Origin of the sequence: Marinifilum fragile JCM 15579 (genome assembly GCF_001310955.1) — a bacterium.
Classification (GTDB): Bacteria; Bacteroidota; Bacteroidia; order Bacteroidales; family Marinifilaceae; genus Marinifilum; species Marinifilum fragile.
Genome location: NZ_BAZX01000001.1, coordinates 205630 through 232050, shown reverse-complemented (window position 1 = coordinate 232050; position 26421 = coordinate 205630). Strand labels below are relative to the sequence as shown.

General features: G+C 36.0%; 20 protein-coding genes, 1 tRNA gene and 1 pseudogene. 11 read left to right on the top strand and 11 right to left on the bottom strand.

All coding sequences use genetic code 11. The annotated features are described in order from the left end of the window. Positions 1 to 72 precede the first annotated feature (72 nt). The 3 genes from JCM15579_RS01105 to JCM15579_RS01095 all read right to left on the bottom strand — a co-directional run bounded on the left by JCM15579_RS01105 (position 73) and on the right by JCM15579_RS01095 (position 2295). Positions 73 to 726 carry a redox-sensing transcriptional repressor Rex gene (locus tag JCM15579_RS01105; protein ID WP_054714499.1) on the bottom strand — a complete coding sequence of 218 codons (654 nt, stop codon included), beginning with the start codon at positions 724 to 726 and terminating at the stop codon, positions 73 to 75. A gap of 150 nt (positions 727 to 876) precedes the next feature. Further along, positions 877 to 951, bottom strand: a tRNA-Val gene (locus JCM15579_RS01100). 57 nt (positions 952 to 1008) lie between these two features. After that, a complete protein-coding gene (locus JCM15579_RS01095; protein WP_054714496.1) occupies positions 1009 to 2295 on the bottom strand; it encodes a bifunctional folylpolyglutamate synthase/dihydrofolate synthase in 1287 nt (428 codons plus the stop codon). A gap of 267 nt (positions 2296 to 2562) precedes the next feature. On the opposite strand from JCM15579_RS01095, the gene JCM15579_RS01090 reads away from it, so the two are divergent. The 6 genes and pseudogenes from JCM15579_RS01090 (at position 2563) to JCM15579_RS01065 (ending at position 9244) form a co-directional block, all read left to right on the top strand. Beyond that, positions 2563 to 3894 carry a PhoH family protein gene (locus JCM15579_RS01090; RefSeq protein WP_054714492.1) on the top strand — a complete coding sequence of 444 codons (1332 nt, stop codon included), beginning with the start codon at positions 2563 to 2565 and terminating at the stop codon, positions 3892 to 3894. Between the two features lie 101 nt (positions 3895 to 3995). Beyond that, the gene (locus JCM15579_RS01085; RefSeq protein ID WP_054714490.1) at positions 3996 to 4901 is read left to right on the top strand and encodes a Ppx/GppA phosphatase family protein; all 906 of its coding nucleotides are present in this window, start codon (positions 3996 to 3998) and stop codon (positions 4899 to 4901) included. Between the two features lie 132 nt (positions 4902 to 5033). Continuing rightward, the gene (gene mtaB, locus JCM15579_RS01080) at positions 5034 to 6365 is read left to right on the top strand and encodes a tRNA (N(6)-L-threonylcarbamoyladenosine(37)-C(2))-methylthiotransferase MtaB (protein WP_054714488.1); all 1332 of its coding nucleotides are present in this window, start codon (positions 5034 to 5036) and stop codon (positions 6363 to 6365) included. A gap of 71 nt (positions 6366 to 6436) precedes the next feature. Next, positions 6437 to 7236, top strand: a pseudogene (locus JCM15579_RS22180) (inositol monophosphatase family protein). A 26-nt stretch (positions 7237 to 7262) separates the two neighbouring features. Next, positions 7263 to 8144, top strand: coding sequence for a lysophospholipid acyltransferase family protein (locus JCM15579_RS01070; protein ID WP_054714485.1), 882 nt, complete (start codon positions 7263 to 7265; stop codon positions 8142 to 8144). Between the two features lie 65 nt (positions 8145 to 8209). After that, the gene (locus JCM15579_RS01065; protein ID WP_054714482.1) at positions 8210 to 9244 is read left to right on the top strand and encodes a glycosyltransferase family 2 protein; all 1035 of its coding nucleotides are present in this window, start codon (positions 8210 to 8212) and stop codon (positions 9242 to 9244) included. Between the two features lie 907 nt (positions 9245 to 10151). Here JCM15579_RS01065 and sugE read toward each other — a convergent pair. The 3 genes from sugE to gldJ form a co-directional block, all read right to left on the bottom strand. Further along, a complete protein-coding gene (gene sugE / locus JCM15579_RS01060) occupies positions 10152 to 10478 on the bottom strand; it encodes a quaternary ammonium compound efflux SMR transporter SugE (RefSeq protein ID WP_305067095.1) in 327 nt (108 codons plus the stop codon). A 2-nt stretch (positions 10479 to 10480) separates the two neighbouring features. Continuing rightward, a complete protein-coding gene (locus JCM15579_RS01055) occupies positions 10481 to 11770 on the bottom strand; it encodes a UDP-N-acetylmuramoyl-tripeptide--D-alanyl-D-alanine ligase (protein WP_054714479.1) in 1290 nt (429 codons plus the stop codon). Between the two features lie 93 nt (positions 11771 to 11863). Further along, the gene (gldJ, locus tag JCM15579_RS01050) at positions 11864 to 13378 is read right to left on the bottom strand and encodes a gliding motility lipoprotein GldJ (protein WP_054714475.1); all 1515 of its coding nucleotides are present in this window, start codon (positions 13376 to 13378) and stop codon (positions 11864 to 11866) included. Between the two features lie 338 nt (positions 13379 to 13716). On the opposite strand from gldJ, the gene porU reads away from it, so the two are divergent. The 4 genes from porU to JCM15579_RS01030 all read left to right on the top strand — a co-directional run bounded on the left by porU (position 13717) and on the right by JCM15579_RS01030 (position 19701). Then, positions 13717 to 17496 (top strand): type IX secretion system sortase PorU, encoded by a 3780-nt coding sequence (gene porU, locus JCM15579_RS01045; protein ID WP_054714473.1) that lies wholly within the window; start codon positions 13717 to 13719, stop codon positions 17494 to 17496. A 59-nt stretch (positions 17497 to 17555) separates the two neighbouring features. After that, positions 17556 to 18731: a type IX secretion system outer membrane channel protein PorV gene (gene porV, locus JCM15579_RS01040; protein ID WP_054714470.1), complete on the top strand. Its 1176-nt coding sequence runs from the start codon at positions 17556 to 17558 to the stop codon at positions 18729 to 18731. Further along, the gene (gene ispF / locus JCM15579_RS01035) at positions 18731 to 19207 is read left to right on the top strand and encodes a 2-C-methyl-D-erythritol 2,4-cyclodiphosphate synthase (protein WP_054714467.1); all 477 of its coding nucleotides are present in this window, start codon (positions 18731 to 18733) and stop codon (positions 19205 to 19207) included. Before porV ends, ispF begins: the two co-directional genes overlap by 1 nt. Positions 19208 to 19332: 125 nt before the next feature. Further along, complete coding sequence (locus JCM15579_RS01030; protein WP_054714464.1) at positions 19333 to 19701, top strand: CoA-binding protein; 369 nt, start codon at positions 19333 to 19335, stop codon at positions 19699 to 19701. A 53-nt stretch (positions 19702 to 19754) separates the two neighbouring features. On the opposite strand, the gene JCM15579_RS01025 is transcribed toward JCM15579_RS01030, so the two are convergent. From JCM15579_RS01025 to JCM15579_RS01005, 5 genes are all read right to left on the bottom strand, one after another. Then, positions 19755 to 20078: a thioredoxin family protein gene (locus tag JCM15579_RS01025; protein ID WP_054714461.1), complete on the bottom strand. Its 324-nt coding sequence runs from the start codon at positions 20076 to 20078 to the stop codon at positions 19755 to 19757. Between the two features lie 71 nt (positions 20079 to 20149). Then, positions 20150 to 20986, bottom strand: a complete 837-nt coding sequence (locus JCM15579_RS01020; protein WP_054714458.1) for a zinc ribbon domain-containing protein — start codon at positions 20984 to 20986, stop codon at positions 20150 to 20152. A 4-nt stretch (positions 20987 to 20990) separates the two neighbouring features. Next, positions 20991 to 22085: a Nif3-like dinuclear metal center hexameric protein gene (locus tag JCM15579_RS01015; protein ID WP_054714455.1), complete on the bottom strand. Its 1095-nt coding sequence runs from the start codon at positions 22083 to 22085 to the stop codon at positions 20991 to 20993. 19 nt (positions 22086 to 22104) lie between these two features. Beyond that, positions 22105 to 22440, bottom strand: a complete 336-nt coding sequence (locus tag JCM15579_RS01010; RefSeq protein WP_054714452.1) for a MerR family transcriptional regulator — start codon at positions 22438 to 22440, stop codon at positions 22105 to 22107. 147 nt (positions 22441 to 22587) lie between these two features. Next, positions 22588 to 23556 carry a M23 family metallopeptidase gene (locus tag JCM15579_RS01005; protein ID WP_054714449.1) on the bottom strand — a complete coding sequence of 323 codons (969 nt, stop codon included), beginning with the start codon at positions 23554 to 23556 and terminating at the stop codon, positions 22588 to 22590. Between the two features lie 132 nt (positions 23557 to 23688). Between JCM15579_RS01005 and alaS the strand changes: the two genes are divergently transcribed. After that, positions 23689 to 26322: an alanine--tRNA ligase gene (gene alaS / locus JCM15579_RS01000; protein ID WP_054714446.1), complete on the top strand. Its 2634-nt coding sequence runs from the start codon at positions 23689 to 23691 to the stop codon at positions 26320 to 26322. Positions 26323 to 26421 lie beyond the last annotated feature (99 nt).

Here is a 26421-nt window from a genome sequence, read left to right as displayed (position 1 = left end):
GAGTTTGACATCAAATAAATAAAAAAGGGTTTTGAAAATTTTCAAAACCCTTTTTAGTATATAATTAAATACTTATTCTTCTCTCTTCTCCTGATGCAACTTATTAAAAATAATTGCAAGGTTTGAATACAAAGTTGTATTCTGAACTATAATATCATCCGGCACCTTAATTCTTGCAGGAGTAAAGTTCCAGATTGCTTTAATTCCCCATGCCACCATCAAATCAGCTACAGTTTGAGCATTTTCAGCAGGAACAGTTATAATCCCCATGATCACATTCAATTCCTGAGCTAAGTCTCTAAATTGATCGATGTGAAAAACCTCAACATCATTAATTTTTCGGCCTATTGTAGATGGGTTTATATCAAATGCAGCCTCAATTTTTAATCCAAAATGATTTAATCCACTGTCATGCAATAAAGCTGATCCCAAAGAACCGGCACCAACAAGGAATGCATTATCCATTACTGAAAAACCAAGGAAATCTGATAAAACTTCTACAATTGCTTTTACTTCATATCCAACTCTGGTCTTTCCAACTATTTTAGTGTAAGATAAATCCTTTGTGACCTGCGTTGGGTCTATATTCATATAATTTGCAATTTGAGTTGATGAAACAAATTGCTGACCTTTACGCATCAATCCTTCAGCAAACGCTAAATATGAAGGCATACGTCTAATAGTTGGTTCTGGAACCGCCTGAATTTTCTTAGAATATTGAACCATAGTAAATTTCTTATACCAAAATCAAGACAAAAATAAAGAAGTTTTTATTAAAGAAAAATTTCTCTATTACTTTTTTTACGTATTACTAAAAAAATGATTTTTTGGCGCCAGGGATAAGTTGCTAGTTTTCACAACTTAACAAATAAAAAGTGGGCGATATAGGATTCGAACCTATGACCCCTTGGGTGTAAACCAAGTGCTCTGAACCAACTGAGCTAATCGCCCTCTGAAGGTGCAAATATAAACAGAAATTTTTACGATGCAATATTTTTTTGCTTTTGTTTATACTACTTCTGCAACAACAAATGTACTGCCTCCCACAAAAATCATATCTTCTTTTTCCGCATCTGATTTTGCAGCATTCAACGCTTCCTCCACTGTTGAGTAGGCTTTTCCTATTAAATCATAGGCACTTGCAAGTTCCAGTAGTTTTATTTCATTTAGTGCTCTAGGAATACTAGCACGGGTAAAATAATAGTTTGCTTCTTTGGGCATTAGGCTCAATACTTCATCGGTATTTTTATCATCAACCAAGCCAAAAACAATATTCAATTTTCTGTAATCAGTCATTCTTATTTGCTCAATTATTTCTCTAATTCCAGCTGAATTATGACCTGTATCACAAATAATCTTTGGATTTTCCTGCAAAACTTGCCAACGTCCTAATAGTCCTGTTTCCTTTACAATTTGGGAAAGTCCAGAGTGGATGTTCTCATCTGAAATGTTGAGACCTTGAGATTTTAGTTGTTCTAATGCACAAATTGCAGTTCTAATATTTTTCTGCTGATATTTCCCCAGCAAGTCACATTCAATTAAAACATTCTCTAACTGTTGAGTCGAAAAGTAGCTTAATTCTTGCTTACCAATATTTATATTAGCATTTCTAAACTCATACATATCCTCCGCAAAAAGAATATTTGATTCTCTCTCGCGTGCAATATTTCTAAAAACATCTTCAACAAATTCTTGTCTCTCTCCTATCACTACAGGAACTCCTTGCTTAATAATACCAGCCTTTTCTTTTGCAATATCACATATATCATTCCCTAATAGGTTGGTATGATCTTTACTAATGTTTGTAATTACCGAAACCAAAGGTGAAATAATGTTGGTGGAGTCCAATCTTCCTCCCAATCCAACTTCAATTACAGCGATATCAATCTCTTCCGATGCAAAATATTCAAAAGCTAATGCAACAGTCATTTCGAAAAACGATGGCTTCAACTCTTCAAATTTAGCCTTGTGATTTCCTATAAAATCAACTACAGCAGATTCCGAAATCACCTGTCCATTAATCTTGATTCTCTCCCTAAAATCACGCAAGTGTGGGGATGTATACAAACCAACTTTAAAACCCGATTTTTGCAATACCGAAGCAATAGAATGAGATACCGATCCCTTTCCGTTTGTCCCGGCAACATGAACCGTCTTAAATTTTTTATGTGGATGATTAAAGTACGCATCTAAAGCCAAAGTATTATCCAAATTGGCCTTGTAAGCTGCTTTACCTGTACGCTGGTACATAGGCAGCTGAGTGAACATATAGTCTAGTGTTTCCTGATAAGTCATTTCAAAAATCTTTACTGATTTTAAATCTTTTGCAAAGAAGAGTAAAAATTCTTAAAAAAATATTTCATAGGATGATTTTCCTATATTTTTTGCTAAATTAAAACTATTAAAGACTGTAATATTTGAATATTTCAAAATAGAAAAGCCTTATTCGCTGATTTTTAATCAGAAACCAAAGTTTAACCAATTTAAGTTGAAACAGTTTTTAATCGCATTTGTAAATCGACTAAATCTATTGGTCGAAATTAACCTCTAAGAACACCCAATATGGCAAAACTCAAAAAGATTTTCGTTTTGGATACAAACGTTATCCTACACGACTTTAATTCAATTTATAATTTTGAAGAGAACGATGTTGTTATACCAATTACTGTTCTCGAAGAGTTGGATAAATTTAAAAAAGGAAATGACCTGATAAATTTTCACGCCAGAGAATTCACAAGAGAACTTGACAGAATCTCAGGTGATAACCTTTTTAAAGATGGAGCTAAGCTTGGTAAAGGTTTAGGAACACTTTACATTGAGACAGGAAAGGAATTTTCTCCTACAATGAAAGCCTCATTTCAGGAAAACATCCCGGATCACAGAATCTTGGCAATAGCCGAACACCTTTTTAAACAATACAAGCGCAAAAAAGTAATTTTGGTAACTAAGGATATCAACCTTAGAATGAAAGCCAAGTCGTTAGGTATACTTGCTGAAGATTACAAAAATGATCAGGTTCAGGATTTAGATGATGTAATGAGTCTTGGCATTACGACTCTTGATAATTTTGATGATGAGAAAATTTCATCGCTATACAAAAGTCACGAAGGTATTCCTGAAGAAGATTTTGGAATTGATTTGCTTAAATCAGGTCATGAGTACTTTATTTTGAAAGGAAACTCTTCAAGTGTATTGGCACATTACGATCCGGTTGAAAAGTTAGTTACTCGAGTTGAAAAGCCAAATGCTTATGGCATTTATCCGAGAAACGCCGAACAAACCTTTTCGATGCATGCTCTATTGGATCCTAAAATTTCTTTGGTTGCCTTAACTGGTAAAGCTGGTACCGGGAAAACTCTTTTGGCCTTAGCCTCTGCTCTTGCTCAACACGATATGTACGATCAGGTATTTTTGGCGAGACCAATTGTTGCCTTGGCAAATAAGGATTTAGGATATCTTCCTGGCGATGCAAAAGAAAAAATTGGTCCATACATGCTACCTCTGTTTGACAACTTAAGTGTAATCAAGCATAAGTTCAACATCCACAGTAAAGAATATCTTAAAATTGACGAACTTCTGAAGGAAGAAAAGCTACAAATTACACCACTGGCCTACATTCGAGGCAGAAGTTTGTCAAACACTTATTTTATTGTTGATGAGGCACAAAACCTAACTCCACATGAAATCAAAACGATAATTACAAGGGCTGGTGAAGGAACAAAAATGATTTTTACTGGTGATATAGAACAGATTGATTCACCATATTTGGATAAAAAATCAAACGGCTTGGCATATCTATCAGACAGAATGAAAGGTCAGGATATTTTTGCACATGTAAACCTACTGAAAGGTGAACGAAGTCACCTGGCTGAACTTGCCAGTAACTTACTGTAAATATACCAGTTGCATTACTGCCAAATTTCTTTTAAATTGATTAGAGAAAGCATGAAATGATTTGAAGCTTGTAACCAAAATTAAAATCAAATCCACCGCGTATGAAAATAATGAAATTTGCTGCCATAGACATCGGATCAAATGCCATCCGATTACTGTTTATGAACGTATTTGAGGAAGGCGGAAATACGCATTTTAAAAAATCATCATTAATCAGGGTTCCTATTCGCTTGGGAACTGATACTTTCATTGATAAATTTATTTCCCCTATAAAAGGTGAGAAATTGATTAAATCGATGAAAGCCTTTCGACATTTAATGGAAGTTCACGAAGTCGTTAATTATCGTGCATGTGCTACCTCGGCCATGCGTGAAGCTGCTAACGGACCAGAAATCATTAAACGAATCGAAGACGAGTCGAATATTAAAATTGATATTATTGATGGTAAAGAAGAAGCCAGTATCATATTCGACAATAAAATTGCTGATACTTTAGAGCCAAACAAAGATTATTTGTACGTTGATGTTGGTGGTGGTAGTACAGAAATCACACTATTCTCGAAAGGTATTTGCACTTTCTCAGCTTCCTTTAATGTTGGAACTATTAAAATCCTGAAAGACTGCGTTCCCAAAGGTGAGTTTATCCGAATTAAAGAATGTTTGTTAGACATTTGCCCTAACTGCGAAAATATTGAGATTATTGGTTCTGGAGGTAATATCAACCGCTTGGTAAAACTTGCTACCCCCAGAAAAGAAAAATACATCAGCTACAGGGAATTAAAAAACATTTATTACGACTTAAAACAATACACTTACGAAGAATTGATGATTAATTACAATATGAATCCCGACAGAGCCGATGTGATTATTCCTGCAGCAACAATTTTCTTAAGCGTAATGGAATGGGCAAAAGCAGATACTATTCATGTACCTAAAATTGGAGTTTCCGATGGTATTGTCCATCAACTTTATAAAGAATATAAGTCCAATAGGCTTCTAATTAGTTAGGAATTGCCTTAAAACCTAATTCTTTTTATAAATTTGCAAACTATTTTATTTGCAATAATAAGAACTGATTCAATTGAAATTGATCAGTTCTTTTTTATCGCAATAATTTAATAATCAGCAGAGGGAAAGAATATGTTGCAAGGTAAAACTGTTGCATTTTATACATTAGGATGCAAATTGAATTTTTCAGAAACTTCAACCATAGGTAGATCATTTAAAGAAATGGGCTTCGAAACGGTGAAGATGACAGAAAAAGCTGATATCTACGTAATCAATACTTGTTCGGTAACCGATCAGGCCGATAAGAAATGTCGACAAGCTATTAAGAAAGTAATTAAAACCAATCCGAATGCTTTTGTTGCAGTTATTGGTTGTTACGCTCAATTAAAACCAAAGGAAATCCTTGAAATTCCAGGTGTTGATTTGGTACTAGGCGCAAACGAAAAATTCAATATTCATAAATATATCGATCACCTTGAGAAAAAAGGAACGGGTGATCTACAACCTTGCGAGGTGGAATCGGTTAAAGATTTTCACTCATCCTACTCAATGGGTGACAGAACCAGATGCTTCCTGAAAATTCAGGATGGTTGCAATTACTTCTGTACCTATTGTACCATCCCTTATGCCAGAGGACGAAGCAGAAACAACAGCATAGCCGACACGGTAAAGCAAGCCGAAAAGGTTGCTGCCGAAGGTGCTAAAGAAATAATCCTTACTGGTGTTAACATTGGTGATTTTGGTAAAAGTACCAACGAAACTTTCTTGGATCTGATTAAAGAATTGGAAAAAGTGGAAGGCATTGAGCGTTTCAGAATTTCATCAATAGAGCCGAACTTGTTGAGCAATGACATCATTGATTTTGTTGCCGGTTCAAAGAAATTTGTAAACCACTTTCATATTCCATTGCAGGCAGGATCGAACAAGGTTCTGAAGCTGATGAAGAGAAGATACGACAGAGAGTTGTTTGCTCAACGTATCAAGAAAATCAAATCTTTACTTCCCGATGCTTTTATTGGTGTTGATGTGATTGCTGGTAGCCGTGGAGAAAACGAAGAAGATTTCAACGATGCCTACATGTTTATCAATGAATTGCCAATTAGCCAACTTCATGTGTTCCCTTATTCGGAAAGACAAGGTACAAAGGCGCTTGAAATTAAAGAATCGGTGCCTGTTGAAGAGAGAAAGCGTCGTGCTAAAATGTTCCAGATCTTATCTGATAAAAAACTAAGAGCTTTTTACCAGGAACACCTGAACGAGGAACTTGAAGTATTGTTTGAAGGATACAACGACAATGGTAAAATGTACGGATTCACCGAAAATTACATCAAGGTAGAAATTCCTTACAACCAAAACCTAAGCAATCAATTGGCAAAAGTTCAGCTTGTAAACATTAACGAAAATGGACATGTTGATGCTAAATTGTTAAATGAGGCGGAGTTCAGTTTTAGACCGATTATTTAATCATATTTCAAGAATTGATATTAGCTTTGAGGTAAATTATCAATTTTAAATCACTACCAATCGAATTTGTCATGAACCAATTGGAAGATTTATGCCTTGAAACCAACGAAATTGCTAAAAAAGCTGGTGCTTTTATTAAAGAGCAACAGAATAAAATTAAAGCAGATGTTGTTGAAACAAAAGGCATGCACGATTTTGTTACCTATGTTGACAAAACATCGGAAGAATTAATTGTTACCGAATTGAAGAAAATCCTTCCCGAAGCTGGTTTTATTGCTGAAGAAGGAACAGAAACCTATCGTGCCGATCGTTTCAATTGGATCATCGATCCGCTTGACGGAACAACCAATTACATTCATGGCTTCTCTCCTTTTGCAGTGAGTATTGCCTTGCAGGAAAACGATGAGATTGTTTTGGGCGTAGTTTACGAAATCAGCTTGACGAATGCTTTTACTCGTGGAAAGGTGCCAATGGTGCTTTCTTAAATGGCAATTCAATTCATGTTTCAAAGGCAAATACAGTTGATGCGTCCTTAATCGCAACAGGATTTCCATACTACGATTACGATTTGCTAAAAAACTTTATGGCAACTTTGGAGTATTTCATCCTGAATTCTCATGGTGTTCGTCGTCCTGGTTCTGCGGCTACCGATTTGGCCTATGTGGCTTGCGGTAGATTCGAAGCATTTTACGAATACAGCCTTCAGGCCTGGGATGTTGCAGCTGGTTCTTTCCTTGTGAAACAAGCTGGTGGAGCGGTTTGCGACTTTAAAGGAGGCGATGATTACATCTTCGGAAAAGAAATCATTGCATCAAATGGTTTGGTTCAGGAAGAATTTAAATCGGTAGTGCAAAAGTACATGCTCAAATAACTCTCTTTTTTATTGATCTGATAAACATGACTAAGATTTTTTCCTATATCGCATATGGTTTTATAAAACTATTGAGTTATTTGCCATTGCCAGTACTCTATATCTTTTCTGATATCATTTTCTTTATTGTGTACCATGTTGTGGGTTATCGCAAGCAGGTTGTTCATACCAATTTAAAGAATGCCTTTCCCGAGAAATCTGATAAGGAGATTAAAAAAATAGGAAAAGAATTCTTCTCGCATTTCTGCGATAGCTTTATCGAAACCATTAAACTATGGACCATAAGCGAGAAGGAAATCAAAAAAAGATGTAAGTTCCTACAACCTGATTTTTTCGATCAGTACAAAGAATCTGGCAAAAGCGTAATGGCTATTCTTGGTCACTATGGTAATTGGGAATGGATGACTTCCTTTCCTGCCTGGAAAGATGTTAATTTGCTTCCAATTTACAAACCACTTCACAATAAGGTTTTCGATAAATTATACATCCAATTAAGAGAACGATTTGGTGCCAAAACGCTTCCGAAAGATGATACTTTGCGAACCATGCTAAGGTATAGAAGCGAAAAAGAATTTACCGTAACTGTTTTTCTTGGCGATCAAACTCCAAACAAAAACAGCATTCATTACTGGACCAAATTCTTAAATCAGGATACACCTATTTTGCAAGGAACCGAACGTATTGCCAAGAAATTGGATCAGGCCGTTGTATTTTGTAGTATGCAAAAGGTAAAACGAGGATATTATGAGGTTGATTTCATCCAATTGTTCGATAATCCTAAAGAGACCGAAGACAATGAAATTACAGAAAAACATACTCGCGTTTTAGAGGAAATCATTCAGAAGAATCCTGCTTATTGGCTATGGTCGCACAAGCGATGGAAGCACAAGAAAAACAGTGAGCAGTAATCAGTAAATAGTTATCAGTCAACAAAACAATAGAGTTACTGATTTATAGATATTTTTAAGAAGAAATGAATAGAATTGGAATTGTAATACTAAACTGGAATGGCAAAGAACTCTTAAAACAGTTCCTTCCTTCGGTTGTTACCCACTCTAAAAGAGAATGGGCTGAAGTTATTGTGGCTGATAATGCCTCAACCGACGATTCCATTGCATTTCTTGAGCAGGAATATCCTGATATCAGATTGATTCAATTGGATAAAAACTATGGTTTTGCCGAAGGATACAACAGAGCCTTGGCTCAACTCGATCATGAATACTTTGTTCTGCTGAACTCGGATGTGGAAGTGAGTGAAAACTGGTTAGATTCCATTTACCAGCAGTTCGAAAACAATGCCGATATTGCTGCTGCTCAGCCAAAAATTAAAGCTTACCACAACAAGTCGGGTTTTGAGTATGCTGGTGCTGCAGGAGGTTTTATCGATTATTTGGGATACCCATTTTGCCGAGGTAGAATTCTTGATACCATTGAAGAGGATACCGCCCAGTACGATAAAAATATTGATGTACTGTGGGCCAGCGGTGCTGCCTTGTTTATCAGAGCTGAAATCTACAAGAATACAGGTGGTTTAGATGGAGATTTCTTTGCGCACATGGAAGAAATCGACTTGTGCTGGCGTATTAAAAACCAGGGTTACAGAATCATTTGCGACACCAACTCAACGGTTTACCATGTTGGCGGGGCAACCCTTCCCAACCACAGTTCGCGTAAGTTGTTCCTAAATTTCCGCAACAATCTGCTGATGTTGTACAAAAACCTGCCACCCAATAAATTCATATCTACATTCTTTTACAGAATGGTATTAGATGGAGTTGCAGCATTAAAATTCTTGCTTGGTGGCGAATTTGCCAACTTTGCAGCCGTATTTAAGGCGCACATGTCATTCTATGGCATGATTGGCCAATTCCGTAAAAAGCGTAAAGAATTGCTGCCTCTTGTAAGTAAGAATCATCACAAAGAAATTTACCGCAATAGCATCATTTTCGATTACTTTCTCAGATCAAAGAAAAGATATTCTGAGATTGAACAGCAACTAAAAGCATAGCCATACTGACTGTTTGCTTTAAATTCCTAATTATTAATAATGCTTAAATGCCTGGCTGTAGCAATCAGACCCTATTTTGCCATGCCTCATCCAATGGTTAAGTTTTAGAACAGATGTGTTACAGCATTCCACTGCCTATTTATAGTATTCCGTCGCTCGGTTATAATCTTCCTTCATTGTGTTGCAGATTTTCGCCAAACGGTTGCAATTTTCCACCCTCAGATTGAAGCATTCCTGTGATCGGTTACAATCTTCCAGTGCTCGGTTGAAGTTTTCCATCGCTCGGTTGCAATTTTCCACCCTCAGGTTGAAGCATTCCAGCGCTCGGTTGAAGTATTCCACCACTCGGTTGAAGCTTTCCATTGGGGCTACATAATAAAATATAAAGTCACAAGAACAACACTACAAGCATGTATTGCAACACATTACAAACAAACTATCTTTAGAAGAACAAGAATCTCAACCAAGTAGGCACAAAAGATAACTGAATAACAGAACAACAGAAGAAGTTGTATTCAATAAATGAAAAATAAATCAGTAACTATTTTTCATTAATGTTTCAATGCAAATAAATAGGATGTCTGTTCTTTCCACAGATCATAAGCCGCTAAATACGAATTCCTGGAGATAAATAATTGGAAAAATTACGGTACGCTGTACCCATGTTCATTTATATTGAACCTTGAGCTATAAATATTCTGGTGTTCCACACCAATTCAATATGAGCTTCCTACTTTATTTTGTCTTTAAGCAGCAACGCTGCTTAATATTTATAGATAGGTTGACATTGCAATTATCATTAAGGTGCAAAGCACCGCAATATCTTACCAATCAATAACAATCGATTCTGCTTGGGTAATGATTCCTAATTCATCAAATGGATCTCAAACTATCGACAAAAAAACATCTAGGTAGTAGCCGTAAACTTCAATCCAATAATGGCAACCAGCAGAAGGAACATGAAAAATATACGAGAGAAATGAACAGGCTCTCCAAACAAAACGATTCCTAGTACCGCTGTAGATAAAGCTCCTATCCCTGTCCAAACAGCATATGCTGTACCAACTGGTAAATTTTTAATGGCCAAAGCCAAAAAGTACAGGCTAATGCCCATAGCAACAATGGTGATTACACTTGGCCACAGTTTCGTGAATCCTTGTGCATATTTTAGTCCAATGGCCCAAACGGCCTCAAATAATCCCGCTACAATTAAATAAATCCAAGCTATTCCCATTTCTACAATTTTTCAACCAACTTCTCCAATTGAATCCCTCTCGATCCTTTTATCAGGATGTAATGATTCTTAACTTCTTCTTTCTCCAAAATGGCAGCAACCTCTTCCGCTTTAAGGAAAGTTTTGTACTGATTTTCGGTATTCACCTTCGAGAAAATGTCTCCTACTAAGTAAACATTCTCCAAAGCTCTCTCCTGCAACAAGTCAATTAATTGCTGATGTTCCTTTTCCGAATCTTCTCCCAGTTCCAACATGTCTCCCAAAATCACCAGCTTGTTTTTCATTGGCAAATCGGCAAAATTATTCACCGCAACTCCCATACTGGTCGGATTGGCATTGTATGCATCCAAAAACAAAACATTCTTTTCAGTCTTCTTCAATTGCGAACGATTATTGCTGGGTTCGTAGTTCTCCAGGGCCACTTTTATATCCGATTCCTTGATATCGAAATATCGTCCTACCGTAACGGCTGCCAGGGCATTCTCGAAATTGTAGCCTCCAATCAATTTGGTTTTGATGTAAAGCTTGCCAATTTTCGGAGATCTTAATTCCAATACCAAGTAAGGTGCAGCTTGCAAGAACTTAGCTTTGCTATCGGCATTTTCGCTATTTCCATAACTATATATTTCCTGATCATTCAGCATTCCCATTAAATGATCATTCTCGCAATTCACAAACACCTTGCCTCTACCCTGCAAGTGATCATACAACTCCTTCTTGGTTTTCTTAACCCCTTCGAACGAGCCAAAACCTTCCAAATGCGCTTTCCCAACATTGGTAATGATTCCAAAATTTGGTTCTGCAATCTCACACAAAAACTTTATTTCCCCTGGGTGATTTGCTCCCATCTCAACAACTCCAAATTCTGTTTCCTCGGTCATTGATAGCAATGTTAAAGGCACGCCTATATGATTGTTAAAGTTGCCTTGAGTCGCAAAAGTTTTGTATTTCATGCTCAATACAGCATTAACCAATTCTTTGGTCGTAGTTTTTCCATTGGTACCTGTAATGGCCAAAATTGGAATTCCTAAACTCCTGCGATGCTCTCTGGCCAAATCCTGCAATGCTGTCAAAACATCGTCAACCAAAATACAGGAGTCATTCACTGCAAATTCTTCTTCATCAACCACAGCGTATTTACATCCTTGTTCAATTGCTGATTCAGCAAACTTATTCCCATTAAAATTTGCCCCTTTCAATGCAAAGAAAATCGAATTGGGAACAATCTTTCTTGTATCAGTAACAACAATTGGATACTGTTTAAATAAGCTGTATAGTTTAGAATTTTCCATTGGAATTGTCTCGTAATATTTGAATGACGAAATTAATAAAAAACCCCATCCTTTTATAGAATGGGGTTTTGTTTTATTTCGAAAACTACTTCTCTATTTTCTAGTAGGTCTACCTACGCGAGTCATCGCACAACGGAAACCAATATCATCTCTTGCTTCTTTCTGATCCAAGAATCTTCGAGCACTTGGTGCCAACCAGAAAGCTCTGTCTTTCCAAGAACCACCTTTATACACTCTTGAGTTATCAGTAACCATAGAGCTGAAATCGCTACCATCTTGTCCTCTACCTTGCACATACATACGGCTCGAACCTTGTGTTTGATGTTCTGGATTGTTCCATTCGTAATCAGAAACAATACTTGAACTTACATCACCATCACGATAGTTACGATTATCGGCAGTCTTATAGTTTTCACGTCCTACCAATTCCTCATCTTTTTGCAATCTGTAACGAATGCGTCCTAAACTATCTTTTTCAGCGATATTTCCTTCCTCGTCACGTACTTTTGTTTTAAATACGTTTCCTCGATATGGATTAAATTCTGCAATATCTTCTGGCGACATTGGTCGGTAAACATCAGCAACCCATTCGCTAACATTACCAGCCATACAATACAATCCATAGTCGTTTGGCCAGAATGAGTTAACAGGTGCTGTAATATCACCAGCATCATTCAAAGCACCAGCAGTACCCATATAGTCTCCTCGTCCACGAGCAAAGTTAGCCATCATCTTACCACGAACTTTTTTATTCTCGTTTCTCACCCAATGTCCATTCCATGGGAAAATTCTTTTATCTGTAATTCGTTCTTCTTCCGAATTTCCAATCAATGCAGTAGCAGCATATTCCCATTCTGCTTCGGATGGCAGGCGGTATTTAGGAAGTAGAATACCATCAGTCCAACGAACTTGTCTTTCTTCGTTATCCGGATCTAAATCAGGTAAGTTCTTGTTTACTGAACCTTCATACTGTCCAGCTAAATATGCTTCTGTATTAAAGTTATTCTCATCTCTCTGTGCAGGATCCGGATTTAAAATACCCTTATCAATCAGAATCTGTTCGTTTACACGATCGGTACGCCACTCGCAGTAATCAACAGCTTGTTCCCAAGATACACCAACTACTGGGTATTCAGCATAAGCTGGATGACGTAGGTAATTATTTACATATGGTTCGTTGTAAGCCAACTCATCGCGCCAAACCAAAGTATCCGGCAATGCTTTCTTATAAACCTCAGGATAAGAAACGTAAACTCTCTTTGTCCAATGTAAGTATTCAAGATAATCAACATTACGAACTTCTGTTTCATCGATATAGAAAGATGGAAGCGTAACTCTTCTAGGTACATTATTCCAATCGTACATTACATCTTGTTGGGTTCTACCCATGGTAAAAGTACCACCTTCTACAAATTTTAGTCCGGGACCTGTAGCCTGTTGGTAACCGCTATGATATTCAAAACCTCCATTGTCAGGATCATTGTATGCCCATCCCGTAGTTTTTGACTTTTCTCCTTTACCTACCAAACTCTTAACCTTCGAACATGATGGGAAGATCATTAATCCAGCAGCAAAAACAGCAATAACTATGCTATAATTTAGTTTCATAATAGATTGAATGTAGTTTATCTTCAAAAATACTTAACTCAACAAATATAACTAAAAGTGCTATAATTTTATTGTATATGATTTTAGTTTTTCGATTAAATATTTAACATTTTTCATTGAAAAATCTAATCTTTACTCATCTAACTGATACTCTGAAGTAAAATTTAATTTCTGATTTTCTCTTCATTTCGCAAGCTGAATCATTTTTTAATAAAAGATTTTCAGCTACAGTAAAAATCTCAAGTTTCAGATATCATATGCAGTTTACTCGCCAATGTGTAAAGTTTTATTTAATTTGCGTTAATTCTGTTTTCAATAACGATACTTAAACCCAAAAAATGCGCTATCTCATAATTGTTCTAATTTTATTGATCGGAAAACTGAGTTTTTCGCAAACTTCCGAAACTTTCAAGCTAAATTGGTCTGATACTTATATTTCATCTCCAGATGGAGAAAACATTAGAACCATAAGCTTTAATGGCGCATCACTTGATCTGACGAACAACTGGTTACCTGAATTTTATCACTTACAAAGAACAGGTTCAGACGGAGAAATTTTCTCTGTTGAGTTATTGGATACGCATTTTGAACAGTTAAGTTCCATAGAACAGCAAATTTTACGAAATAAAACTTTTTCTTCAGAAATAAAGCCTGAAACAGAGTCGGTTTCAATCAGAAAAATTCAATATCAAAAAGTACAATTTATTCCGATTAGAAAAAATCCAACTAATGGAACAATTGAAAAACTAATCAACTTTAAACTTCGATTCAAAAAGATCAACCAACAAAGAAGTGTTAAGTCTGTAAAAAACTATGCGAGCAATTCTGTTTTAAGCAGCGGAAACTGGGTGAAAATTTCGGTTGATACAACTGCCATTCACAAAATTACCTATCAACAATTAATTGATATGGGAATTTCTAATCCGGCAAATGTTCGTATTTATGGTTATGGTGGAGGAATGCTTCCAAAAATGAATTCAGAATTGATAAAAGATGATCTTCCCTTAGTTCCTATATATTTTAACACTGGCAGCGATGGAGCTTTTAATGATGGTGATTTCTTATTATTCTATGCCAAAGGACCCAGAAATTGGAGATATGACGAAGATAAATCTGAATTCGTTCATGAAAACCATTTGTACTCCGATCATGCCTATTACTTTTTGAGTTCAGACCAAGGAAGTGCACAAATTATACCACAGCAAAACTCCGAATCAAGTTTTACAAATACAGTTAATGCCTTTAATGATTATCGAGTAATCGACATTGATGAAACCAATTTATTGGAAAGTGGCAGATTGTGGTTGGGACAGGAATTCGATGTAACAACAGAGTTTGATTACAGTTTTAATTTCGCCAACATACAAAATACTTCCAACGCAATTGTTACAGCACGTTTCGCTGCAAGATCATCCTCAGCAACCTCCTTAAAGTTGAGTTCTGGTTCAATCAACATTGGCACTATTAATTTTTCGCCCGTTAACACAGGAAGCTATACAGCTACTTATGCGAAATTGGAAGAAAAAAGCTTTCCCAGTTTCACACCTTCAAATGACAAGCTTGATATCCATCTGGAATATGAAAAAAGCTCTGCTTCATCCATTGGTTGGTTAGATTACTTAAGGGTAAATGCTCGCTGCAATCTATCTCTAAAAGGTTCACAAATGGCGTTTAGAGATATCGAATCTGTAGCAACTGGCAATATTTCGCGCTTTCAAATTCAGAACTGTTCTGCCTCAACAAGCGTTTGGGATGTTAGCAATCAAAATGCGATAAAACAAATTCCTCTTAGTTTAAATGGGACTACAGGGAGCTTTAACACAACAACCAGCAGTTTAAAAGAATTTATAGTTTTCAATCCTGAAGGCAATTTTCCTGAACCAAAAGTGATTGGCAACCTACAAAATCAAAATTTACATTCCTTGCCACAAACTGACATGCTGATTATTAGTGCCAATCAATTTTTATCATATGCCGAACAGGTTGCTGCTTATCACCGAAACAATGATGATTTACACGTTACTGTTGTAGATCAGAATGCAATTTTTAATGAGTTTTCTTCAGGTGCACATGATGTTTCAGCCATTCGAAATTTTGTTAAAATGTTCTATGATCGCTCAACAGGCGAATCGGATATGATCAAATACCTATTGCTATTTGGAGATGGTTCATTCGATAATAAATCGGATAGAGAAAGTAACACGAATAAGATATTGACCTACCAATCTGAGAACTCACTTAGTCCAACACAATCCTTCGTAACCGATGATTATTTCGGACTTTTGGACGATGGTGAAGGAGAAGCAACAGGACTTGTAGATATTGGAATAGGAAGATTCCCTGTGAATACTTCTGAAGAGGCGCAGATCGTAGTTAAGAAAATTCTAAATTACAATTCTGCAGAAAAAGGTGATTGGCAAACAATGATTTGTTTTATCGGTGACGATGAAGATAGCAATACTCACATGCGAGATGCCAACAGGCTAGCTGTCCAAATTGAAAACAATCACCCTCAATACAGAGCTCAAAGAATATTTTTAGATGATTTTGAGCAAATAACAAGTTCGGCTGGTCAGCGATATCCTAGTGTAAATACGGAAATCAATGAAAGTATTAACAAAGGAACATTGATCATGAATTACACGGGACACGGTAATGAAAATGGTCTGGCTCACGAGCACATTCTAATGACTGATGACATATATTCCTGGCAGAATCCTGTAAAACTTCCATTGTTTATGACTGCAACATGTGAGTTCAGTCGATTCGATAACTACAAAAAATTATCGGCTGGAGAAATAATCTTTCTTCGCGATAATGGAGGTGGGATTGGACTATTCACAACTACCCGACTTGTTTTTTCATCTCCAAATTTTACCCTGAATCAAAATTTCTACAATTATGCATTTGAACGAAGCTCGGATGGGAAATTTTATCGCTTGGGTGATATCATGAGACTGACTAAAAATGCAACTTCATCGGGAATCAACAAACGAAATTTCACTCTTTTGGGTGATCCAGCACTGCGCCTAAACTATCCTGAACACAATGCTATTAGTACACACCTAAATGATGTGGTACTATCCCAACCCGTGGACACATTAAAAGCTCTTAGTGAGATTAAAATCTCAGGTAAAATTACTTCTGGATCTGGAGTAGATCTAAATAGTTTTAATGGCATTGTTTACCCAACCATTTACGACAAAGCCATCAATAAATCAACCAGAGGGAATGATGGAGATCCATTTGAATATACAAGCCAAACCAGCATATTATATAAGGGAAAGGCAAGTATTAAAAATGGTATTTTCAATTTTTCATTCTTTGTCCCAAAAGATATAAACTATCAATATGGTAACGGTAAAATCTCATATTATGCATCAAGCAGCACTTCCGATGCTGCTGGTTTTACTAATTCTATTATAGTTGGAGGAACCAATCCTGGTGCTAGTGATGATAAAATTGGTCCGGAAATAGAATTATACATGAATGATGAACAATTTACCTCAGGAGGAATGACCAATGAAAATCCCCTTTTATTGGCTATCGTTCAAGATGCAAGCGGAATCAATACCGTTGGCAACTCAATTGGCCATGATTTAATTGCAATACTGGATCAAAAATCTGAAAACCCAATAGAATTAAATGACTTCTACGAAGCAGATTTGGACAACTACAAAAGCGGAAAAGTAAGTTACCAGCTTAGTGAATTGGAAACCGGGGAACATGAAATACAATTAAAAGTTTGGGATAATGTGAATAACTCATCGGTTGCCAGTTTAGACTTTGTTGTTGCTGAAACAGCTGATTTGGTGATCAAACATGTGCTAAATTATCCTAATCCATTTACCACAAATACTGGCTTTTACTTTGAACACAATCAAGCTTCGAGCGAATTGGATGTTCTCATTCAAATTCTAACAGTATCAGGAAAATTAATTAAAACCATCGAAACTACAATTAGTTCATCTGGCAAAAGGGTTGGACCCATTCAATGGGATGGAAAAGATGATTTTGGAAATTCCATTGGCCGTGGAGTATACTTCTATCGTGTAAAAGTTCGAGCTGATAATGGAAAAACTGTAAATAAATTTCAAAAATTAGTGATCCTGAAATAATAAAACTCCACAAAACTAGTTAATTGATTTATATTTGCAGACTATTATATATTTTTATTATGACTAAAAAACTAACTTTAATCACAATCGTACTATGTCTATTAATTGTTTCAGGCATTGGTAAGGTTTCTGCCCAGACTTCAACTTCTGGTGCAAACTACATTTCAACTGCGGTTTCTTTTTTAACCATTACTCCAAACTCAAGAGCTGGTGCAATGGGTGATGCGGGTGTGGCAACATCTCCTGATGTAAATTCGATGCATTGGAATCCTGCAAAATTTGCCATGATAGATGGAAATTATGGTGTATCAGCATCATATACTCCTTGGCTTCGGGATTTGGTAGATGATATGAGCATTTCTTACCTTACCGGATATTATCGATTGGATAAGAATCAAGTTATTGGCGCATCTCTTCGCTACTTCTCTTTAGGTGAAATTGCGTTTTTAGAAAGAGCTGACGACATTCCGGTTGCACAAAACCCAAACGAATGGGCATTTGATATTGCATACTCAAGAAGACTGAGCGATGAGTTTTCAGGAGGTATTGCTTTCAGATACATTAGATCAGATTTAACCCAATCTCAATATGTAGCTGGCATAGAAACTCAAGCAGGAAATGCTTTTGCAGCAGACGTTTCTATTTATTATCAGCATGAATTCAGAAGAAATCGAAGAGACATGGTATGGTCCTGGGGACTAAACATTTCTAATATTGGTTCTAAAATCAGCTACACCAACGATGATGAAAAGGAATTTATTCCTACCAATTTGAAATTGGGTACTGCACTAAAAATGGAATTGGACAGATACAATTCGCTTACCATTGCTGCAGACCTGAATAAGCTTTTGGTTCCAACTCCAAACAGCGGATCATTAGATGAAGATAATAATGATGGTGTTATTGTTGGAAGTGAAACCTCAGATAAATCTGTAGTAAGCGGTATTTTTAGCTCTTTTACAGATGCTCCTGGAGGAATGAGTGAAGAGTTTAAGGAAATTGCATGGTCACTTGGTCTTGAATATTGGTATCAGGAGCAATTTGCACTTAGAGGTGGATACTACTATGAAAACGAAGACAAAGGGAATCGCAAGTATTTCACAGCGGGTTTAGGAATAAAACTAAACATGTTTGATATTGATTTTTCTTACTTGATTCCAACAACCCAAAACAACCCTCTTAAAAATACTTTAAGATTCACCTTAACTGCTAATCTTGATAAAATTATTAAGTAATGAAGATTAGAGTTGGATTTGGCTACGATGTACATCAATTGGCCGAAGGAGAAGAATTTTGGTTGGGAGGAATTAAAATTGAACACAACAAAGGTTGTGTTGCTCATTCGGATGGTGATGTTTTGATTCATGCAATATGCGATGCTCTTTTAGGAGCAGCAAACATGAGAGATATTGGCTATCATTTCCCAGATACTTCAAATGATTTTAAAGGAATTGATAGCAAAATTTTACTAAAAAAAACTGTTGAAATCATAGCTGAGAAAGGGTATTCAATAGGAAATATCGACTCAACAATTGCATTACAAAAACCTAAAATCAAACCATTAATTCCTGAAATGCAAGAAACCCTTGCAAAGGTAATGGGAATAGATTTGGATGATTTGGCCATCAAAGCCACAACAACCGAAAAATTAGGTTTTGTGGGAAAACAGGAAGGTATATCAGCTTATGCAACTGTTTTAATTGAGAAATAATTATTCAAGAATACAAAAAGAAGCCTTTTGACATATCTGTAAAAGGCTTTTTTTATTTCGTTTTGCAAGGCTACTTTCATCAATTTTACTATATTTATTACATATAGATATATAAATATTTTAAAATGCAAAATACAGGAAAAACACTCGTACTAGGCGCAAGTACTAATGAAGATCGATACTCAAATAAATGCGTAAAACTTCTTCGAAAGCACGATATTGAAACAGTTGCAGTAGGAAACAAGGAAGGAATCATTTCTGATGTTACAATCCAAACAGGAAAGCCATGTGAGACTAAAGTTCAAACAATAGCAATTTATCTTTCACCAAAAAATCTAGAGTCTTTCCATGATTATATTATTGGATTAAAACCTGAAAGAATACTATTTCCTCCAGGAACTGAAAATCCGGAATTTTATAAAAAAGCAAATGCCCACGGTATCGAAACCGAAGAAGCATGCCCATTGGTGATGCTGAATACAGGAGTTTATTAGAATAATAACATTAAAAGGAATGCCGGTAATTGAATTACTGGCATTTTTTATTCTTAAAAAAACATCTTATAATATCGGTTTAACGACTCATTTACCTCATCCAGCCCAATCGTTCGACTTCTTCTTAAAACTTCTTGTCCATCAATAAAAACAAGCAATGAAGGGTTTGTATATAAACCTTCCTGGGCAGCAATGTCAGGCTGCAGTGCAGTATCTACATGATATGCTTTTAATTTGGCAAAATTAGTCTGAAACAAATCCTCCAATTTAGGTTGCAATGCCTTGCAAACGCCACAGTTTGGAGCTGAAAAATAAATATAAAACGATTCTCTCTCATTCTTCAAGCTCTGTAATTCTTTATAATCTGCTATATTCATATTGCAATATGCTATAATAAAAAACGGTTACCTTCATAAAGATAACCGTTTCTATATTTTTCAAAATCGTACTATTCTTTCTTACGAGTTCTTCTTTTTGGCTTAGCAGCAGCTGCAGCTTTATCTGCCTCCTCAAGACTGTTATCGTAATCGCAAATGTAACGGTCAACCAAAATACGTCCGCAATACTCACAAACGATAATCTTCTTACGAGAACGGATGTCCATTTGACGTTGTGGTGGAATCTTGTTAAAACAACCTCCACAAGCATCACGCTCAACAGTTACCACTGCCAATCCGTTTCTTGCATTCGAGCGAATTCTTGTATAAGCTGTTAAAAGTCTTTCTTCAATCTTATTTTTGAATGATTCAGACTTTCCCATCAACTTTTCTTCTTCCTTTTGAGTCTCGGAAACAATCGCATCCAACTCACCTTTTTTAGATTCCAAATCAGCTTTCTTCTCAGCAAAAATAGCTTCTGAATTTTCGATTAAAGCTTTTTTGTTACCCATTTCCGCAGTAAACTCCTTAATACGCTTTTCGCATAGTTCAATTTCAAGGTTTTGGAATTCGATTTCCTTAGAAATAGAATCAAACTCACGGTTATTGCGAACATTCATCTGCTGAGCTTCGTACTTTTTAATTAACAAACCAGCTTCTTTAATTTCTTGCTTTTTCTTAGCAATCGTATCGACAAGTTCTTTTACCTCGTTATTTAGATTTTCGATTCTGGTATCAAGTCCGGCAATCTCATCTTCCAAGTCCTGCACTTCCAAAGGAAGCTCCCCTCTTAGCGTTCTAATTTGGTCTACCTCAGAATCAACAGATTGCATTTCGTACAACGTACGTAATTTTTCTTCAACTGAAATATCCTTAAAATCTGAAGCTTTTGGATCTTGTGTTGTCATATGTTTACAAATAATTTATTGGATTCGAATTTATCTCAGAAATATGAACCGCAAAGTTAGGTAATTTTTTTGTAACTATCTCATAAAAAATATCTCGAGTAAACTGTTCACTTTCATAATGTCCAATATCGGCAATTATTAACTTGTCCTCAGCATCAAAAAACTCGTGATATTTAAAGTCTCCGGTAACAAATATATCGGCTTTAGCTGATATGGCATTTCTCAATAAAAAACTTCCACTTCCACCACAAACAGCTACTTTTTTAATCTTTTCCTTATTAATATTGGTATATCTGATGCATCCACAACCAAATGTTTCTTTTATTCTTTTCAAAAAATCAATAGTATTTTCTTCTCTCTCCAATTCTCCAATCATTCCTAATCCAACTTGAGGATTATTATTGTCGAGAGAATAAATATCATAGGCAACCTCTTCATATGGATGAGCATTTAGCATTGCCCCCACAACTTTTCCTTTTAAGTGCTTTGGAAAAATAGTTTCAACTCTTACTTCTTTCTCGAAGTGTAACTTCTCTTTTTCTCCTACATACGGATTTGTTCCTTCTCCACCTCGAAAAGTTCCTTCTCCTTCCACATTAAAACTACACGAGTCGTAATTCCCAATGCTACCAGCTCCAGCGTTAAAAAGTGCATCTCTCACCTTTTGCGCATGATCATTAGGAACAAAAGTCACCAATTTCTTAAGATCTTCTCCAATTGGGGATAAAATTTTCTTGTTTTGCAAGCCTATTAAATCGCAAATTCTCTCGCTAACTCCTCCACAAACCGAATCTATATTGGTATGTGCAGCATAAATGGCAATATTGTTCTTAATGGCCATCATTACAGTTCGCTCCACATAGTTTGATCCATTAAATCTTTTTAATCCTTTAAATACAATCGGATGGTGAGCAATAATTAGATTCGCTCCTTTTTGAATTGCCTCTTCAACAACTCTTTCAATTACATCAAGACAGATTAAAATACCACTAACTTCTTGATTGTATTCTCCCACAATAAGTCCAGCATTATCATACGATTCTTGGTACGATAGTGGCGCAACCTCTTCTATAGACGAAATAATATCCCGTACTTTCAATTCTAATAAGTTTTAATGATTACAATGCATCTTTGATTTCCAACAACAAATCTTTGATCTCTTGCAAGCGGGACACAACCGTAAAATTATTCTCCGTATCCTCTTTGTTCTCTTTTAGTTTTTGCTTGGCTCCCTTCAAAGTCATTCCTCGCTCTTTTACCAAATGGAAAATCAAATGAAAATTTTCAATATCATCCTGAGTGAAAAATCGGTTTCCTTTCTTATTTTTCTTTGGCTTTATGATATCGAATTCTTTTTCCCAATATCTAATTAAGGAAGTATTTACCTTAAACATATCAGCAACTTCACCAATTGAATAATAAAGTTTTTCTATTTTCTTCTCTTTGTAAGGCACGTCGATTAATTTTAAATCTTACCCTTTTTTAACCAGGGCAAAGCTAAGTATATGGGAATAAATTATTAACTAAAGTAATAAATAAAATGGCACGGAATAAATTTTTCCGTGCCACTTTTTATGTTCTCCTAATTTTTGTCGGTAGAATTAATCCATTGTTTGACCAGTGTTTTCGGCATATGCAACCATTTGGTCATATTCTTCTGCTGTAAGGTCATTAAAATAGTAGTTAATTGGATTTAATGTCTTTCGTCCCTTTCTTACTTCATAATGCAAGTGAGGTCCTGTTGAAATACCTGTATTCCCCAGTTCTCCAATAATTTCTCCTCGCTTTACCTTTTGTCCTTTTTTTACCCTGTAATTATCCAAGTGAGCATAAATAGTTGTATAACCATATCCATGATCAATTACGATTTTCTTACCGTAACCTCTCTCTTTCCTAGCTGTTTTTACCACTCCATCTCCAGTTGCATATATCGGAGTTCCAATCTTTCCAGTAAAATCCATTCCATCATGAAATTTACGAGTTTTATAAATTGGGTGAATCCTCCAACCATAACCAGCCGAAATACGTCCAAAATCCTTTATCGCCAGTGGCATAATTGCAGGAATTGCAGAAAGCATTTTAAATTTATTCTTTACCATTTCCTCAACATCGTCGTAAGATTTGGTTTGAACATACAATGTTTTTGCAACCTGATCCAGCTTCTTGGTAGTTGAAATTACAAGCTCAGCATTATCCATACTCTCCAAATGCTTGTAACGATTTACTCCTCCAAAGCCCGCTTTACGGATGTTTGAATGAATAGGCTCTGCTTCAAAAATAACACGGTATATGTTATCGTCTCTTTGTTCTAAATCACTTAGAACCGTTTGCACCTGTTGAAGTTTTGTATTTAATAAACTGTATTGGGTAAGTAATCTCTGATTTTCTCTCTCCAATGATCTTTCCTTGGGTGAACCGAAGAAATAGAACAATACTACAACCATAAAAATAGCTAGTACTGAACTGGAAGCCATATGCTTAAGAACATTGACAAAACGTGTCTTAAAATTAATCTCTACCTTTTCGTAGCTAACAGACTCAGGGTTAAACCGATACTTCGTTTTCGCCATGTAATACTTTTAGGTTAATTTTTTACAGAAAAAGCCTAAATTTTTGCTCAATTAAGTCAACAAAATTAAGGAAATAATCTAACTTTGCAAGCTAAGTATCGAAATCTCATCTATTTAAAACATAATAGACTCATGAATTCTAGCGAAATAAGACAAGCATTTTTGGATTTTTTTAATTCAAAGCAACATAAAATCGTTCCATCAGCACCGATGGTAATTAAAGATGATCCTACCTTGATGTTTACCAATGCTGGTATGAATCAGTTTAAGGATATTTTTCTTGGTAATTCGCCAGTAAAGTACAATAGAATTGCCAACTCTCAGAAATGCTTGCGCGTTTCGGGAAAACACAATGACCTTGAAGAGGTAGGACACGACACCTATCATCACACCATGTTCGAGATGTTGGGAAACTGGTCGTTTGGTGATTACTTTAAAAAAGAAGCCATTGATTGGGCATGGGAACTTTTAACTGAAGTTTATAAACTGCCAACGGATCGTTTATATGCCTCTGTTTTTGAAGGTAGCGCTGAAGATAAGTTAGATCGTGATGATGAAGCAGCTGGATATTGGATGAAATATCTTCCTGAAAACCATATTATCAATGGCAATAAAAAAGATAACTTCTGGGAAATGGGTGATCAAGGTCCATGTGGTCCTTGTTCTGAAATTCACATCGACTTGAGAAGTGATGAAGAAAGGAAAATTACTTCAGGTAGAGATCTTGTAAATATGGATCATCCACAAGTAATTGAGATCTGGAATCTTGTATTTATGCAATTCAACAGAAAAGCTGACGGTTCTTTAGAAGCTCTTCCTCATCAACACGTTGATACAGGAATGGGATTTGAACGTTTGTGTATGGCAATGCAAGGAAAAACTTCGAACTACGATACAGATGTATTCCAACCAATCATTCAAACCATTGCTAAAATGGCTGGCAAAGAGTATGGTAAAAATGAAGAAATTGACATTGCACTTCGCGTAATTGCTGACCATATCAGAACCATTGCCTTTGCCATAACTGATGGACAATTGCCATCGAATAATAAGGCAGGATATGTAATTCGTCGTATTCTTCGTAGAGCTGTTCGTTACGGTTATACCTTCTTAGGATTTAAAGATCCATTTATGTATCGTTTGATTCCTGTATTAATTGAAGTTATGGGACAGCACTTCCCTGAGTTGGTGAAACAGCAAACTTTAATTGAAAAAGTAATTAAGGAAGAAGAAAATTCATTCTTAAGAACACTTGAGAATGGTATTCGATTATTAGATCAGATTATAGAAAAAACAAAAGCTGATGACTTTAAGGTTATTCCAGGTAAATTGGCTTTTGAATTGTATGATACCTACGGATTCCCATTGGATTTAACTGAATTGATTTTGAAAGAACAAGATTTGGTTGTAAACAGAAGGGAATTCAATACAGAAATGGAAGCTCAGAAAAACAGATCTCGCTCTGCAACCTCGGTTGATACTGGCGATTGGGTTGAGCTTTTAAAAGATGATGTTGAGGAATTTATTGGTTACGATTACTTAAGCACGGATGTAAGAATTACTCGTTACAGAAAGATCACTAGCAAAGGAAAAGATTCTTACCAAATGGTATTCAACATCACTCCTTTCTATGGTGAAAGTGGTGGACAAGTTGGGGATACTGGTTACATTGAAGCAAATGGCCAGAAAATCTCGATCATCGATACCAAGAAAGAACATGGTTTGATTGTACACTTTGCAAAAGAATTGCCAACCGATCCAACAGCAACTTTTAAAGCTTATGTAAGTGATAGTAAAAGAAAACTTACTGCAAACAACCATACAGCTACTCACCTAATGCATCATGCATTGCGTGAAGTTTTAGGCGATCATGTTGAGCAAAAAGGTTCGTTGGTGAATCCTGATCATTTGCGTTTTGACTTCTCTCACTTCCAAAAAGTAAGCGAAGAAGAAATTGCTAAAGTTGAAGCAATTGTAAACAAGAAAATCAGAGAGAATATTGCTGTTGAAATCAAGAATCATATCCCAATGGCTGAAGCTGTAAATATGGGAGCAATGGCTTTATTTGGTGAAAAATATGGTGATTTGGTTCGTGTTGTAAAATTTGACGACTCTGTTGAGCTATGTGGTGGTACGCACGTTAAAGCAACAGGCCAGATTGGTTTATTCAAGATTATTTCAGAAGGAGCTATCTCGGCAGGTGTTCGAAGAATTGAAGCCATTACCGCTGATAAAGCAGAACAATACATCAACGACAAGCTGAATACTCTAAGAAATATTGAAAAAATATTTAAATCGAGCCAAAATCTACTTAAAAACATTGAAGACCTGATGTCCGAAAATTCAGGCTTGAAAAAGGATTTGGATGGCTTTATGAAAGATCGCTTAAAAGTGATGAAGAATGATCTTAAAGGGAACATATCTGTAACCAAAGATGTAAATTTCATTACAGAGCCATTAACTGTTGGAAGTGCTGCTGATTTAAAAGACATCGCTTTCCAATTAAAAGGTGAAGTTGAGAATCTGGTATTCATTACAGGTGCCGATTTAGGTGGAAAAGCAAACCTAACCATCATGTTCTCTGACAACCTTGTGAAAGAATATGACCTGCATGCAGGAAATATTGTTCGCGAAGCTGCCAAAGAAATCAAAGGTGGTGGTGGTGGACAGCCTTTCTTTGCCTCAGCTGGTGGTAAGGATCCTAAAGGATTGGAACAAGCTATCGAAAAAGCCAAGAAAATGGTACTTCACAAAATTGAAGGATAAATAAAAGCTGCAAGTATAAAAAACGTCGATTCATTGGAATCGACGTTTTTTTATGAAAATCCATCCTCTTAATCCATGATAGATTTAATTGATTAAACC

Excerpts from the sequence above, each read along its gene's own strand:
- JCM15579_RS01105 (WP_054714499.1), bottom strand. The coding sequence starts at position 726 with ATGGTTCAATATTCTAAGAAAATTCAGGCGGTTCCAGAACCAACTATT.
- JCM15579_RS01095 (WP_054714496.1), bottom strand. The coding sequence starts at position 2,295 with ATGACTTATCAGGAAACACTAGACTATATGTTCACTCAGCTGCCTATG.
- JCM15579_RS01090 (WP_054714492.1), top strand. The coding sequence starts at position 2,563 with ATGGCAAAACTCAAAAAGATTTTCGTTTTGGATACAAACGTTATCCTA.
- JCM15579_RS01085 (WP_054714490.1), top strand. The coding sequence starts at position 3,996 with ATGAAAATAATGAAATTTGCTGCCATAGACATCGGATCAAATGCCATC.
- mtaB (WP_054714488.1), top strand. The coding sequence starts at position 5,034 with ATGTTGCAAGGTAAAACTGTTGCATTTTATACATTAGGATGCAAATTG.
- JCM15579_RS01070 (WP_054714485.1), top strand. The coding sequence starts at position 7,263 with ATGACTAAGATTTTTTCCTATATCGCATATGGTTTTATAAAACTATTG.
- JCM15579_RS01065 (WP_054714482.1), top strand. The coding sequence starts at position 8,210 with ATGAATAGAATTGGAATTGTAATACTAAACTGGAATGGCAAAGAACTC.
- sugE (WP_305067095.1), bottom strand. The coding sequence starts at position 10,478 with ATGGGAATAGCTTGGATTTATTTAATTGTAGCGGGATTATTTGAGGCC.
- JCM15579_RS01055 (WP_054714479.1), bottom strand. The coding sequence starts at position 11,770 with ATGGAAAATTCTAAACTATACAGCTTATTTAAACAGTATCCAATTGTT.
- gldJ (WP_054714475.1), bottom strand. The coding sequence starts at position 13,378 with ATGAAACTAAATTATAGCATAGTTATTGCTGTTTTTGCTGCTGGATTA.
- porU (WP_054714473.1), top strand. The coding sequence starts at position 13,717 with ATGCGCTATCTCATAATTGTTCTAATTTTATTGATCGGAAAACTGAGT.
- porV (WP_054714470.1), top strand. The coding sequence starts at position 17,556 with ATGACTAAAAAACTAACTTTAATCACAATCGTACTATGTCTATTAATT.
- ispF (WP_054714467.1), top strand. The coding sequence starts at position 18,731 with ATGAAGATTAGAGTTGGATTTGGCTACGATGTACATCAATTGGCCGAA.
- JCM15579_RS01030 (WP_054714464.1), top strand. The coding sequence starts at position 19,333 with ATGCAAAATACAGGAAAAACACTCGTACTAGGCGCAAGTACTAATGAA.
- JCM15579_RS01025 (WP_054714461.1), bottom strand. The coding sequence starts at position 20,078 with ATGAATATAGCAGATTATAAAGAATTACAGAGCTTGAAGAATGAGAGA.
- JCM15579_RS01020 (WP_054714458.1), bottom strand. The coding sequence starts at position 20,986 with ATGACAACACAAGATCCAAAAGCTTCAGATTTTAAGGATATTTCAGTT.
- JCM15579_RS01005 (WP_054714449.1), bottom strand. The coding sequence starts at position 23,556 with ATGGCGAAAACGAAGTATCGGTTTAACCCTGAGTCTGTTAGCTACGAA.
- alaS (WP_054714446.1), top strand. The coding sequence starts at position 23,689 with ATGAATTCTAGCGAAATAAGACAAGCATTTTTGGATTTTTTTAATTCA.